Below are 13,728 nucleotides of genomic sequence, written 5' to 3'. Positions count from 1 at the left end.
GCTTCCCCTTTTAATAACCGATCCCGCCGTCGACGCGCACCACCTGGCCCGTCACGTAGCTTGCGGCGTCAGAGCCGAGCCAGACCAGCGTGTCGGCCACTTCGTCCGCGCGCCCGGTACGGCGCAGCGCGCTGTGAGCGAGCTTGCTTTCCACCACGTCGCTTGCCAGATTCTCTGTCATCGGTGTGGCGATCACGCCCGGCGCTACCGCATTCACGCGAATACCCTGCGGCGCCAGCTCAATAGAGAGCGTTTTGGTCGCCGCCACCATCGCGGCCTTCGAGGCAGCGTAGGCAAGCTGCCCGCTGTTGCCGTCGAGACCGGAGATGCTGGAGATGTTAATGATGCTGCCGCGTTTATTGCGCAGCATCAGGCGGGTGATGTACTGGGTGAACACCATCTGCGAAAAGAAATTGATGGCGAAGGTCTTGTGCAACTGCTCCATGGTGACCATCGGAAACAGCGCGTCGAGCGTCACGCCCGCCACGTTCACCAGGATATCCACCGGCACTTTCGCTTTCTGAATCGCCATCGCGGCCTGCTTGATGGACGCGTCGTCCAGCAGGTCGAAGCAAACCGGCGTGATGGTCACGCCGTATTGTTCGGAAAGTTCAGCGATTTGCGCGCTGAACGCCGCATCTTCCTGCTGAACGCAGGCGAAGATATTCGCCCCATGGCGTGCGTAGGCCACCATCGTGGCGTTGCCGATCCCCTGCAGACAGCCGGTAATTACCGCATTTTTTCCTGCGAGCAGCATGCTGACCTCCGTCATATCAGGCGATTTCTACATCGTATTTTTGCAGGATCTCTTTGCCTTTCTGCCACGAGGTAAAGTCAATAATGTCTTCAGTATCCATCATGATGTCGAAGGTCTCTTCCAGCGCCGCGATCATGGTCATGTGGCCCACGGAATCCCAGGAAGGGGTGTCCTGATATTTGTAGTCCGCCAGGGCATTTTCCGGCACTTCAAAGGTTTCCATAAAAATGGTGTTGTACTTCGCTAAGTTCGTCATGGTCATACTCCAGATAAAAAAATGTTCTGTCGCGGCGCTTATTTAAACACCTTGCCTTCGGTGTTCTGGCGCATCGCCCTGGCCGGGTTGCCAAGGACTATCGTGGCGTCCGCCACGTCGCTGAATACCGCCGATCCCATCCCGACGATGGCGTCATCACCGATGCGGGTCTGTTCTTTCACGCAACTGTTCATGCCGATAAACACGCGCTCGCCCACCGTACAGTGGCCCGCAAGCGCCGCCAGGCCGGAGACCACGCTATGAGCACCGATTGCGCAGTCGTGGCCGACACAGGCGCGCGGAAGGACCAGCACATTTTCGCCGACCGTCACGCCGCAGGAGATAAATGCGCCGTCGCAGATAATCGCGCCGGGGCGAATTTCGCTCTGTGTCGGGATATCGACATTCGGGTGAATAAGCGTGGCGAGCGGCGCGACGCCCACCAGCTTCTGCTCGAGACGCTGGCGCAGCACCGGCTCGCCGATAGCAATAGTCACTTCGCAGTCCGCCGGGCGCTCTTCGAAACGCACCACCGCCGCGCCATAAACTTCGCGCGCGTCGGTCACATCATCGATAAAGAAAATTTCGCGCCAGCGCGACGTACACTGGTTAATGGCGCGCGCCAGCGTCAGCACCTCGCGCCCTAATCCGCCTGCGCCGTAAATACCGAGCTTCATGCCACTTTCTCCGTCATGCCGAGCGCGGCCTGCGCGCGGATGGCATCCACCACGCGGCGCTGCTCCTCTTCGGTCAGATCCGGGAAAATCGGCAGACACAGGATGCGCTCGGCGATGCCGTTGGCGATCGGCAGGTTTTGCGGCTGCGCCGACGGCAGATGGCGATACATCGAAAACGCGCTAATAAGCGGGTAGAAATAGCGGCGCGAATAGATGTTTTCGGCTTTCAGCGCCTCATAGAGCGCGTCGCGGCTCACCGGGAAGTCGTCATTCACGCGGATCGGGAAGTAAGAGTGGTTCCACTCCACGTCATCCGGCGCGCTGAAAGTTTCGATGCCAGGGATATCGGCGAGCCATTCGCAGTAGCGGTCATGGATAGCCGCGCGGCTTGCCAGCGCGTTATCGATATGCCCAAGCTGCACCAGGCCGAACGCCGCCTGTACTTCGTTCATTTTGGCGTTGATGCCCGGCGCCACCACGGTCGTTTCGCCCGCGAAACCGAAGTTTTTCAGGTAGTCGATGCGCTGCTTCATGCGCGCGTCCGGGCAAATAATTGCCCCGCCTTCAAAGGTGTTGAAGACTTTGGTGGCGTGGAAGCTCAGAATCGACAGATCGCCGCAGTTCAGGATGCTCTGGTGATTTTTCTTCACGCCGAACGCGTGCGCGGCGTCGTAAATCACCTTCAGGCCCCAGGCGTCGGCGATGGACTGAATTTTGTCGACATCGCACGGCAGGCCGTAGCAGTGGACCGGCAGAATTGCAGAGGTCGCTGGCGTGATCAGCTGTTCGATTTTGTTCGGATCGATGTTACAGGTCACCGGATCGATATCGGCGAACACCGGCGTCAGGCCGTTCCACAGCAGCGAGTGCGAGGTGGCGACGAACGAATACGGCGTGGTAATCACTTCACCCGTAATGCGCAGCGCCTGTAACGCGGTCAGGAGCGCCAGCGTGCCGTTGGAAAACAGGCAGAGGTGTTCCACGCCCAGATATTCAGCGAGCCGGGTTTCCAGCTCCTGATGAAACGGGCCTCCGTTGGTCAGGTATTTGTTTTCCCAGATCTGTTCAAGATACGGGATAAACTCTTCCAGCGGCGGCAGCAGCGGGCTGGTGACAAAAAGATTTTGCATGATACACCTCGGTGTTTTACACCAAACGTTGCCGGCCCCGGCCGGTATGGGTAATGCCGTCGCGACGCGTTATTCCTCAACAAAGAACGAACGCGGCGCCTCTGCGGTACAGTAAATTTTCCACGCCTCGCGCAGCCCTTTTTCAAAGGTGTCAGCCACCCGGAACCCGTCGGCGTTATCCGTCGGGATGCGGCTGCGCATGGAGAGGCGAATCGCGTTCAGCTCTTCAAAACGGCCCTGCCAGGAGAGCGCTTTGTCGACGTAGTCCGCTTTATCGTTCGCCACGAATTCCGGCAGTCCATAGCCATTCATTGTTTCTACACCCTGACGCCCCGCCATCGTCTCGCCGCAGAGGGTGAGCGTCGGTACGCCCATCCACGCGCCGTGGTTGGTGGTGGTGCCGCCGGTATACGGGAAGGCGTCGAGCAAAATATCGATGTGATGGTGATATTCGAGATACCCGATAAGCCCGGTGCGCGTTTTGAAAATGAGCTGCTCAGGGCGCGCGCCGAAATGCGTCAGGCGGCGCGTCATCATCGTTATCATCTCGTCATCGGCCATAAAGCCCATCAACAGCTTCGCGCTCGGCTCGCGCACCAGGATCTGCGCCCAGAGTTCGAGCACTTCGTCGTTGACCTTTTTCGGGCGGTTAAAGCTTGCAAAGGTCAGGTGGCCGTTACGCAGCGCCGGCAGCGGGTTGACGTCCGGGCTTTGCGGATGCGGCTCGAAAATTTTGCGCATCGGCACCCAGAGGATCTGCTCGGTAAACTGTTCTGCGAGCCCTGGCGGGCTTGCGAGCGTTGAGGAGAGCAGACGGTAATCCATCGCCGGTACGCCGGTGGTGCCGGGGTAGCCAATCCAGGTCATTTGCAGCGGCGCCGGGCGCAGCGCGAACATCGGCAGCCGCGTCCAGGTCGTGTGCCCGGAGAGATCGATAAGAATGTCCACGCCATCGTCATTGATCTGGCGCGCCAGCTCGCGATCGCTTAACTGATAAACATCACGCCACAGCACGGCGCCCGCGCTCAGGTGATCGGTGACCTTATCTTTCATCGGCGCGGCGTTATAGCCCACCAGCTCAAACTGCATGCGATCAAAGGAATCCCAGAACGGCAGCAGGAAGTTGCTCACCGGGTGGGTGCGAAGATCGCCTGAGACAAACCCGACGCGCAGTTTGCGGTGGGGGTCTTTGACATTATTCAGCGGCAGGTCGAGCGCGCTGCGCGCGGCGGCGGCGGTGACGCGCTCGCCATACTCGCGGTGCTTCGCCAGCAGCTCCTGCGCGCTGACGCGGTTATCGTGCGTCATCACAAACAGCAGGCTGGTGAAGCAGTCGAAGTCCTGCGGGGCGAGTTCCAGCGACTTCTCGAGGAAGTAGCGCGCTTCGTCGAGCTTCTGGTTATCGCTCAGCACCACGCCCATCATCGCCAGATAGCGCGGGTTGCGCGGCTGGAAGCGAAACGCCTCGCGGGCGCATTTTTCGGCAAGCGTCATGTCGCCGTAGGTGTGGTAGAGCGTCGCCAGCGAGTTCCAGAACCCGCCGTTTTTCTCATCGAGGCGCAGCAGGCCGCGCACCACTTTACGGGCGTTGAAATGATCGAGCGTTTTTTGCAGCGCGGTCGCCAGATCGTAATAGATATCAAGGCTTGAGAAGTAATGGCCCATCAGGCGGCAGAGCGCGTCCAGCGCCTCGTCCCACGCGCCGGTCAGCACGCAGGTGCGCGAGTAGCAGCGCAGGATATGCATATTCTGCGGGTCGTCTTCCAGCAGCGCGCGGGTGTAGTCGCGCGCCTCTTTCGCCATGCCTTTGCCAATCAGCCGGTTAGCTTCTTCATAAACGGCGTCCATGTGGATGCTGTCGGTCTGGCTGTCGTCATCAAGGCTGGTTTCGCTATACAGCAGGCCGCCGCGCTTCTCGCTGACGCTTAACAGCAGCAGCGTATTAATACATTGCTTCAGCCACGCCACCTTGCCGGTGCGCAGGAACGGCTGGATCGCGTTTTTCCACGCCAGCGGCGAGCCTTTCAGCACGCCGCGAAGGCGCAGTGTGGTAAAACTTGCCCAGGCCTCATCATCGGTGGCGCGCATGCCGTCGCGCAGCCAGCGTGCCTGCGCGGGCGTGACGGTCACCGCCTCGCCCCACAGGTTCATGATGTGGGTGTCGTCATCGGTTTGCGCAAATGGCGCTACCGGCATTAAGACGTCGTTATCCGCCAGGTTATACGGCCCCGGCGCAACGCTCCAGTGAAGCCCGTCGAGGTTGTTCAAAAAGAGATCGCGCAGCGATTCCAGCACCAGCCTGCGGGTGTCATCGCCCGGCCGCTCCGGCAGACGGCAGTTAAAGACCAGCTGTTCAACGCTCAGGCTCATAGGCCAGGCGCCGCCCAGCAGGTCGAGAATTTGCAGCGTCACCGGGTTTTCGGTGCGCACCGGCACGCCGGACTGTGAAATATGGCCGCTGACCACGAGCCCGTTAATGGTAAACACGCGCGTGAAATTGCCCGCCCACTGCAGCGACTCAAGGACGGCCAGATCCGGCACGAACGACGGCTGCGCCGCGCCTGCGGCGCAGAGCAGCGTAAAGCGCTCGCGGCGGTTGACCGCAAAATCGAGATACTGACGCGCGCTGTGGCGGTCGCTCTGGCCTGCAATCATCGCGTGCAGCTGCTGCTGACGCTCGCCGTAAGAGGCGGCAAGGTCGGTCTGCGCCAGCGCGTCGCCGATACAATCCAGATCCAGCGCCTGCATCGCGCGGGCGAAATCGGTGTAATCACCCGTCGCCGCGTCGCCGGTCAGGTAACGCTTCCTGAGCGAGGCATCGTCCAGCGCCTCGGCGTCCGTCACCTGCGTTTTCAGCGCGCCGTCCGGCAGCGTCATCGCCAGATAGCCAAGCATGGCGCGCGCAGAAGACAGCTTCTCTGCCTCGCTTGCGGCGCGCGCACTGTGGAACGCCAGCGCGTTACGCAGCGTCGTCTCATCGTCGTTGTCCGACAGCGCAACCGCGTGATACGCAATGACGCCCTGCGCGGAAAGGTGCCGACGGCACCAGCCCAGCAGCGCGTCGCGCGTGTCGGCATCCGTGTAAGAAAAACGCCCGTGAATGATGATGTAATCGAACTCGCCCGGCGACACCGCCAGCAGATCGCCCAGACCCGCGGCGAACAGCTCAATATTGGTAAGCCCGCTTGCCTGGATCTGCTGTTGCCCTTCGCCGATACGCCCTTCGTCAAGATCGATACCGAGCGCGATGCTGTTCGGCCAGGCGCGGGCGTGGGCAATCAGCGCCTCGCCTGCCCCGCAGCCAATCTCCAGCACGCGCGCGAACGCGGGCAGCGTCGCCGCCACGTGGTTAAGCGCGGCGCTGGCGTGCAGCGCGGTTGGGCTAATGCGGTGTTCCGGGTAGAGCGTCTTCACATCATTCATCCGTTTTAAAAAGTCCAGAGCTTAAGCGGCGAGGTATTTCGCCATCAGGCTGGTTTTATAATCGCTGTAAGCGCCGTCACTATGCTTATCCGTCGTCACGACCCAGCTGAACGCGTCAGCCGTGTGGTTAATGCTGATAAGACGCGCAGCGGCTTCACGACGCACCTGCATCTGCTCGACGGCGGGCAGCGTGTCGAGCGCAAAGGAGAGCGCCACCTGATCCAGGAACCATTCGTTGTTTTGTGCCGCCAGGTTGCGGTCGATAAAGCGCGCGACGATGTCGAGATAACGGAAATTGGCCTCAGTGGGACGGGCATAAATAAAGCCGCCGAGCACGCGCTCCCAGAGCGGCGCGCCGTCGCTGCAGGTGAGGATCAGATCGGCGTTATCGAGACGCGCGTGAACCTCGGCCCACGGGTGGCGAACCAGACAATCGGCGTCCAGCAGAATCACCGGCGTGTCGAACTGTTCCAGCGCGTGGCGCAGGAAGACAAAACGACGCGAGGCGTAGTGCACGTTGATACCGCGCACCGGCTCGATGATTTCGCTGCTAAGGGACACATTCAGGCCAGGAAACGCCGCCTGCATGTCGCGCACGCGGGCTTCGCAACGCGCGTCGCAGTTATAGATGTGCAGATGTACGTCAAGCGCGGTGCCGTTGGTGTCATACACGGAGGCCACCAGCGCCTGGGCGTGATCGAAGAAATATTTCGGATCGCAGGAGACCAGCACCGTGGTGTTGCCGGTCGCGGCTTTCGGGATATGCCAGGTATAACGGTTGTAGTCCGGCAGCGGCAGCGCGTCGTTCAGCGGGCGGAAATCGATAAAGGAATCCGGGCAGCCGCCGAGCTTGTAAATACCGCAGACGATCATCAGCAGCGTCAGGGTGTCTTCTTCTATTAAGGAAGAGTCCGCCGTCAGCGCCTGAATAACGACGTATGCCTGGTTATAGTCTTCTTCCATCAGGCAGATCATCAGCAGGATTTTCAGCACCGGCGCGCTGTTGCTCAGGCGTGAAAGATGGTTGGAGATTAAAAAGACGGCGCCGTCAATTTCGCCCACGCGAAACAGCAACTGAATGGCGACCACTACGAGATTGACCGAGTCGTCGCGCTTAAGCGCTTCCACCACATGCGCGGTGACCTGTTCGCCAAAGCCTTCCGCCGCGGCGACCTGATGCCCCTGCTTTTTACTGTCAAACGCCTGGTTGGCGAGCGTCGCGGCACAGAGCAGATGTTTCACCGCCAGCGCGTTGTCTTCATCAAGGCGGGTTTGCGCCGCCATGATGGCGGGCTCCAGCGCGGCGTAATCGGTGCTCCAGAAGTGAAGCACTTCCGCGACCAGGTGCGACGGCATGACATCCGCTTCCGGCAGATAGATATCGCGGGTAAAGATGTCACGGTAGTACTGATGCATTGCACGACACTGGGCAAACTGATTCATCGGTGTTAACTCGTCATTAATTGCAACGCGCAACGGCGTTTTGCCAGTCAATCCGGCCGTATCTGTCGCAACCTGGGGGGTGAATTCCCTTCGCGGCATACAAAGAGGAAGCTTTCCTGAAAGGGTAACACCGGGCGCGCGGGCATAATGGAGGGAAAAACCCCGCGAATAGCGGCTTATTTTGGAGATTGCATTTAAGGCGAGGGCCGATAACAGAAAGGCAAAAAAAAAGGTTGCTGTTTCCAGCAACCTTTTTGAAAGCTTGAGCGTCTATTAACGCAGCAGGGACAGCATGGACTGCGGAACCTGGTTTGCCTGAGACAGTACAGAAGTACCAGCCTGTTGCAGGATCTGAGCGCGAGACATGTTAGAAACTTCGGTCGCGTAGTCAGCGTCCTGGATACGGGACTGTGCCGCAGACAGGTTGTTGATAGAGTTGTTCAGGTTGTTGATGGTAGATTCAAAACGGTTCTGAATCGCACCCATGTTAGAACGCGCGGTATCGATCTTAGCGATAGCAGCGTCAGCAGCAGAGATAACAGCCTGTGCAGAGGAGTTGTCTGCGATAGAGGTGCTCAGGCTTGCGTCCAGAGTACCAGAAGTGGCGTTGATCAGTGCGTTGCTGTCGATGGAGATGGTATCGTTAGAAGAAGTACCAGCGCCAACCTGAATTTTCAGAGCGGTGCTTACAGAACCGTCCAGCAGTTTTTTGCCGTTGAAGTTAGCACCACCAGCGATACGGTCGATTTCAGACAGACGCTGAGTGATTTCCGTGTTGATGGAAGTCAGGTCGGTAGAACCGTTGGTGTCGTTTGCAGCCTGAACAGCCAGCTCACGGATACGCTGTAAGTTGGTGTTGATTTCGTTCAGGTTACCTTCAGCGGTCTGAACCAGGGAGATGCCGTCGTTAGCGTTACGAGCAGCCTGAGTCATACCTTTAACCTGAGAGGTCATACGGTTAGCAATCGCCTGGCCAGCAGCGTCATCTTTAGCGCTGTTGATACGCAGACCAGAGGACAGACGCTCGATAGCAGTGCCCAGAGCAGACTGAGATTTGTTCAGGTTGGTCTGAGTGGTCAGGGACAAAAGGTTAGTATTGATAACTGACATAATTTAATTCCTTCAAAAATGGGGTTTAGGTTCGGTGCCTAACACTCACGGCGTCTCTCACCGTCAACAAGGTTATCGACGCTTCTTAAAAAGACTTTAGAAACAAACTCAAAAAAATTACATGTTATTGTTTTTTAAATATTTATTTTATTTAATGTCTGATTATAAGGCTTCGAACTAAGATTATTCTTATATAAAGGATAAATATATTCTGTGCGTTTTTTCCCCTTCTCTTTCCTTATTAATAGCTCGGGATCGTTTTTCTTTTACCGGCATATAAAGAAGGGAAATGATTTCGCTTAGGGCGCGCTATCGGTTCAATAGCCTGCGACTCTGTCATCTATTCCTGGGATTATTTTTTTGGCCGCGAGAGTAAACTTTTGCTTTGCGTCGCCGATAAGACACTGAAACGACCATCGACCTCAAGGAAATCACGCATGGCTACAATCAGTAATCTCGGGGTAGGCACGAATCTTGGGCTTGCCGATCTGTATGACAAGCTGGAAGCGGCAGAGCAGACCAAACTGACGGTTATTACCAAACAGCAGAGCACGTATAACACGCAACTGAGCGCTTACAGCAAGCTGCAAAGCTCCCTGCAAAGCCTGCAGACCGCGACGGCGACGCTGGGCAAAACCGCCACCTGGAACTCCACGGCAGTTAACGGCACCAATACCGCCTTTGCCGCGACCACCACCAGCGATGCGATGACCGGTGATTACACCGTCAACGTAAAACAGATGGCGAAAGCGCAGGTGCTGACCTCCGGCTCTATCGCCAGCAGCACCACGCAGCTTGGCGCCACGACCGGCACCACCCGTACCGTCACCATCAGCCAGCCGGGCACCACAAAACCGCTGACCGTTTCTCTGGCTGATGGCGATACCTCGCTGAACGGCATTGCGAAGGCCATTAACAAAGCGGGCGGCAACGTCTCCGCGAGCGTCATTAAAGCGGCCGATGGCGATTTCCGCCTGATGCTGACCTCGAAAACGACCGGCACCAGCAATGATATGACCGTAACGGTCACCGGCGACGATACGTTGCAGGGCGTGATTGGCTTCGACTCCGCGTCTAAAACCGGCGCGCTGTCCATCCAGACCGCCTCGCAGAACGCCAAAGTGGTCGTTAACGATATCGAAATCGAGCGTTCCACTAACGTGATTTCCGACGCGCTGCCGGGCACCACGCTGACGCTGAAAGCGCAGAGCACCGCCAACGAAACGCTGTCCGTCACCCGCGCGACCGACGCCAACAAAAAAGCCGTCACCGACTGGGTCAGCGCGTATAACTCGCTGCAGTCGACCATCGCTTCGCTCACCAAATATGTGAAAGTGGACGCGGGCGCGACCCAGTCCGCCAACAACGGCGCGCTGATTGGCGACAGCAACGTGCGTTCAATTCAGTCTCAGCTGCGCAGCACGCTGACGGAAGTACAGAGCGGCAGTTACGCTATCCTCGCGCAGTTAGGCATTACGCAGGATCCGGTTCTGGGCGCTGATGGCGCAGCCGGCAACCTGAAAATTGACGATGCTAAACTGACGAAGGCGCTGACCGAAAACCCGGACGCCGTTCAGGCTTACTTTGTGGGCGACGGTAAAACCACGGGTATGGCGACGAAGATGAATAACACCCTGACCTCCATGCTCAGCACCACCACGGGCAAAGAAGGGGTGATTCAGAATGCCAAAAACAGCATTAACGACACGCTGAAATCGCTGGATAAGCGTTATACCGCGATGGAAGCGTCCATCGAAGCGACCATGGCGCGTTACAAGGCGCAGTTTAGCAACCTGGATTCCCTGGTGAGCAAACTGAACAGCACCTCAACGTACCTGACCAAACAATTCTCTTCAAGCAGTTAAGGAACGGATATGTACAATAGCTCTGGTGTTCAGGCCTACCAGCAGGTGGGCCTGGAAAGTGCGGTAATGAGCGCAAGTCCACACCAGCTGGTCGTAATGTTGTTTGACGGGGCTCTCAGTGCCCTTGTCCGCGCGCGCCTGTTTATCGAACAGGGCGACACCCAGGCGAAAGGGCAGGCGCTGACCAAAGCCATCAACATTATCGATAACGGACTTAAAGCTGGCCTGAATATGGATATTGGCGGCGATCTCCCCCAAAACCTGGCCTCGCTTTATGAATATATGGTGCGACGTTTACTGCATGCGAACCTGCGTAACGATGTTGATGCCATCAATGAAGTCGAAACCCTGATGACCAATATTGCTGACGCCTGGAAGCAGATTGGCCCTGGCTCTACTATCGCGCAGGAAACCTTCTGATGAATGATTTCATCTCATCCCTAAATAACTGGCAGGCGCTTTACGCGCTTAGTAATACCATGCTCAGCCTGGCGAATTCAGGACAGTGGGATGAGCTGATTGAACAGGAAGTGAAATACGTGGCGCTGGTTGAGGCGATTGCCCGCAACCCTGTCGAGCCGGACAATAGTGTGTTTCAGGAAAAAGCGCGCGAATTGCTGACCAAAGTGCTGGCGAACGAAGCGGCGTTAAAGACCAAACTTCAGGCGCGGATGGAAGAGCTGCGCGTGCTGATAGAGCAGAATGGTAACCAGAAATCGCTGGTGTCGACCTACGGCAATCTTTCCGGCAACGTGCTGATGCCGCACGATCTTAACCCGTAATTTCCTGTCTGTCGGGGCACGGCGACCTGCCGCTGCCCTGCGCTTTTCTCCCGTCCGGGAATATCACTGCAGTGTATGTGTGAAGCGGGTGTTTTGCCTGCGGTGGGTGCGCGCACGCTTACCTGCCCTCAAAATTTCTCGCCCATAAAAAAAGCCCGGCACGCCGATACGCGCCAGGCTCATTTTTGCTGCCAATGCCCGTTACGGCAGCGGCGTCTCCAGCGGGTTTTTGGCAAGGAAATCCGCGCACTCGGTCGTTGGACGCTCCACGCGCTGAAGCGTCATCCCCGCGTATTCCAGCGTGTCGCCCATGCGCTCCAGCGAATACACCTCAAGCTTACTCGTCACGTTATATAAATCGTCGCCGCGGCGCATCAGCTTACCGGGTAACGCAATGACCCGCTGCCACTGACGGCAATCCAGCGTGTCGCCTTCGGGCGTCACCACCAGGCTCGCGATCGCCTCGGGGCTCACCAGCTTGCCCTGCGGCCCTTTCGACTGCCAGTACCCCGCAAGCCCCGCAGGCGGCGGCGTTTTCACCACCTCGTTATAGTTCTCCACCTGAACGCATCCGCTCAGCCCCAGCATCATCAATCCCAGCGCGATTTTTTTCATCGTTTGTCCTGCCTGTGAAGAAAAAAAGATTGTGGCATTAAAGCGTTAACGCTTCCACCCCAACGCCGCGCCGCAGGAATTGATCCAGATTCGCTTTTGCTGAATTTTTGCTGTGCGAAAACGGACAGCGGCGTAATATGCGGGCTTCTTCGGCGCCCCTCGCGGCGCCTTTTAGTTCCGTCTGAGTTCAGAGGCTAAAATTCATGTCATGGCACGACTTTAAACAGCAATACCTTATCCGTTTCTGGGCCCCGCTGCCCGCCGTCATCGCCGCAGGCATTCTTTCCACCTACTATTTCGGCATCACCGGCACCTTCTGGGCCGTCACTGGCGAATTTACCCGCTGGGGCGGACAGCTGTTACAGCTGTTCGGCGTCCATACCGAAACCTGGGGCTACTTTAAACTGATTCATCTGGAAGGCACCCCGCTTACCCGCATCGACGGGATGATGATTATCGGCATGTTCGGCGGCTGCTTCGCGGCCGCGCTCTGGGCCAACAATGTGAAGCTGCGCCTGCCGCAACACCGCATCCGCATTATCCAGGCGGTGGCGGGCGGCATTATCGCGGGCTTCGGCGCACGTCTCGCAATGGGCTGTAACCTCGCAGCATTCTTTACCGGCATTCCGCAGTTTTCACTGCACGCGTGGTTTTTCGCGCTGGCGACGGCCATCGGCTCCTGGTTCGGCGCGCGTTTTACGCTGCTGCCGCTGTTTCGCATCCCGGTGAAAATGCAGAAAGTGAGCGCCGCCGCGCCGCTTACGCAAAAGCCGGACCAGGCGAAGCGCCGCTTTCGCCTCGGCATGCTGGTGTTCGCAGGCATGATCGGCTGGGTGCTGCTCACCGCGATGAACGCGCCGAAACTGGGTCTCGCGATGCTGTTCGGCGTCGGCTTCGGGCTGCTTATCGAACGCGCGCAAATCTGTTTTACTTCGGCGTTTCGCGACATGTGGATAACCGGGCGCACCCATATGGCCAAAGCGATTATTTTCGGCATGGCAGTCAGCGCCATCGGCATTTTTAGCTACGTGCAAATGGGCGCTGAGCCGAAAATCATGTGGGCGGGCCCGAACGCGGTGCTCGGCGGCCTCTTATTCGGCTTCGGTATTGTGCTGGCAGGCGGCTGTGAAACCGGCTGGATGTATCGCGCGGTGGAAGGTCAGGTGCACTACTGGTGGGTGGGGCTTGGCAACGTTATTGGCTCCACGCTGCTCGCGTACTTCTGGGATGACCTGTCGCCGTCGCTCGCCACCCGCTGGGATAAAATCAACCTCCTGAATACCTTCGGGCCGCTCGGCGGGCTGCTGGTGACCTATCTGCTGCTGTTCGCCGCGCTGATGCTGGTCATCGCCCAGGAAAAACGCTTTTTCCGGCGTCAAAAACCGGCCGCCGCCATTGACGCCATTAAGGAGGGCGCATGAACGCCATGACTCCCGACTACCGCCTGGATATGTCCGGCGAGCCCTGCCCTTACCCCGCTGTCGCTACGCTCGAAGCGCTGCCGCAGCTGAAAAAAGGCGAAATTCTGGAAGTGATCAGCGACTGCCCGCAGTCAATCAATAACATCCCGCTTGATGCCCGTAACCACGGCTATACGGTGCTGGATATCCAGCAGGATGGCCCGACGATTCGCTATCTCATCCAGAAATAACCCGCCGCGCCCTCTCTGG

At 58.0% G+C, this 13,728-nt stretch carries 13 protein-coding genes; 5 read left to right on the top strand and 8 right to left on the bottom strand.

Translation table 11 applies throughout. From position 1 onward, the window contains the following. Window positions 1–10: 10 nt before the first annotated feature. From BJP61_RS08835 to BJP61_RS08805, 7 genes are all read right to left on the bottom strand, one after another. On the bottom strand, window positions 11–757 hold the full coding sequence (locus tag BJP61_RS08835; RefSeq protein ID WP_161581524.1) for an SDR family NAD(P)-dependent oxidoreductase: 747 nt from the start codon (window positions 755–757) through the stop codon (window positions 11–13). A gap of 16 nt (window positions 758–773) precedes the next feature. Beyond that, window positions 774–1,013: an acyl carrier protein gene (locus tag BJP61_RS08830; protein WP_105662932.1), complete on the bottom strand. Its 240-nt coding sequence runs from the start codon at window positions 1,011–1,013 to the stop codon at window positions 774–776. Between the two features lie 38 nt (window positions 1,014–1,051). Beyond that, on the bottom strand, window positions 1,052–1,690 hold the full coding sequence (locus BJP61_RS08825; protein WP_171998162.1) for a NeuD/PglB/VioB family sugar acetyltransferase: 639 nt from the start codon (window positions 1,688–1,690) through the stop codon (window positions 1,052–1,054). Further along, window positions 1,687–2,820, bottom strand: a complete 1,134-nt coding sequence (locus tag BJP61_RS08820; RefSeq protein WP_171998161.1) for a DegT/DnrJ/EryC1/StrS family aminotransferase — start codon at window positions 2,818–2,820, stop codon at window positions 1,687–1,689. Before BJP61_RS08820 ends, BJP61_RS08825 begins: the two co-directional genes overlap by 4 nt. A gap of 69 nt (window positions 2,821–2,889) precedes the next feature. Further along, window positions 2,890–6,243, bottom strand: coding sequence for a bifunctional class I SAM-dependent methyltransferase/glycosyltransferase (locus tag BJP61_RS08815; protein ID WP_171998160.1), 3,354 nt, complete (start codon window positions 6,241–6,243; stop codon window positions 2,890–2,892). A 21-nt stretch (window positions 6,244–6,264) separates the two neighbouring features. Continuing rightward, complete coding sequence (locus tag BJP61_RS08810; RefSeq protein ID WP_171998159.1) at window positions 6,265–7,686, bottom strand: hypothetical protein; 1,422 nt, start codon at window positions 7,684–7,686, stop codon at window positions 6,265–6,267. Window positions 7,687–7,959: 273 nt separating this feature from the next. Then, window positions 7,960–8,796, bottom strand: coding sequence for a flagellin (locus tag BJP61_RS08805; RefSeq protein ID WP_038862178.1), 837 nt, complete (start codon window positions 8,794–8,796; stop codon window positions 7,960–7,962). Between the two features lie 437 nt (window positions 8,797–9,233). Between BJP61_RS08805 and fliD the strand changes: the two genes are divergently transcribed. Genes fliD through fliT form a run of 3 tightly spaced genes read left to right on the top strand, consistent with a single transcriptional unit; the run spans window position 9,234 to window position 11,443 of the window. Then, window positions 9,234–10,661 (top strand): flagellar filament capping protein FliD, encoded by a 1,428-nt coding sequence (fliD, locus tag BJP61_RS08800; protein ID WP_255485518.1) that lies wholly within the window; start codon window positions 9,234–9,236, stop codon window positions 10,659–10,661. A 9-nt stretch (window positions 10,662–10,670) separates the two neighbouring features. Next, window positions 10,671–11,081 carry a flagellar export chaperone FliS gene (gene fliS, locus BJP61_RS08795; protein WP_038862173.1) on the top strand — a complete coding sequence of 137 codons (411 nt, stop codon included), beginning with the start codon at window positions 10,671–10,673 and terminating at the stop codon, window positions 11,079–11,081. After that, window positions 11,081–11,443, top strand: coding sequence for a flagella biosynthesis regulatory protein FliT (gene fliT, locus BJP61_RS08790; protein ID WP_075192452.1), 363 nt, complete (start codon window positions 11,081–11,083; stop codon window positions 11,441–11,443). Before fliS ends, fliT begins: the two co-directional genes overlap by 1 nt. A 201-nt stretch (window positions 11,444–11,644) precedes the next feature. Here fliT and yedD read toward each other — a convergent pair whose 3' ends face one another. Beyond that, a complete protein-coding gene (gene yedD / locus BJP61_RS08785) occupies window positions 11,645–12,058 on the bottom strand; it encodes a lipoprotein YedD (RefSeq protein WP_038862168.1) in 414 nt (137 codons plus the stop codon). A 203-nt stretch (window positions 12,059–12,261) separates the two neighbouring features. Between yedD and yedE the strand changes: the two genes are divergently transcribed. Together yedE and yedF are read left to right on the top strand one after the other, a co-directional pair. Continuing rightward, window positions 12,262–13,479, top strand: a complete 1,218-nt coding sequence (yedE, locus tag BJP61_RS08780) for a selenium metabolism membrane protein YedE/FdhT (RefSeq protein ID WP_171998158.1) — start codon at window positions 12,262–12,264, stop codon at window positions 13,477–13,479. After that, window positions 13,476–13,709, top strand: coding sequence for a sulfurtransferase-like selenium metabolism protein YedF (gene yedF, locus BJP61_RS08775; RefSeq protein WP_075192450.1), 234 nt, complete (start codon window positions 13,476–13,478; stop codon window positions 13,707–13,709). The genes yedE and yedF overlap by 4 nt, the downstream gene beginning before the upstream one ends. Window positions 13,710–13,728: the final 19 nt, after the last annotated feature.

The sequence above is a fragment of the Cronobacter sp. JZ38 genome, assembly GCF_008932145.1.
GTDB classification, from domain to species: domain Bacteria; phylum Pseudomonadota; class Gammaproteobacteria; order Enterobacterales; family Enterobacteriaceae; genus Cronobacter; species Cronobacter muytjensii.
Note: the sequence above shows the minus strand (reverse complement) of the source record. Positions and strands in the feature narration are given on the sequence as shown.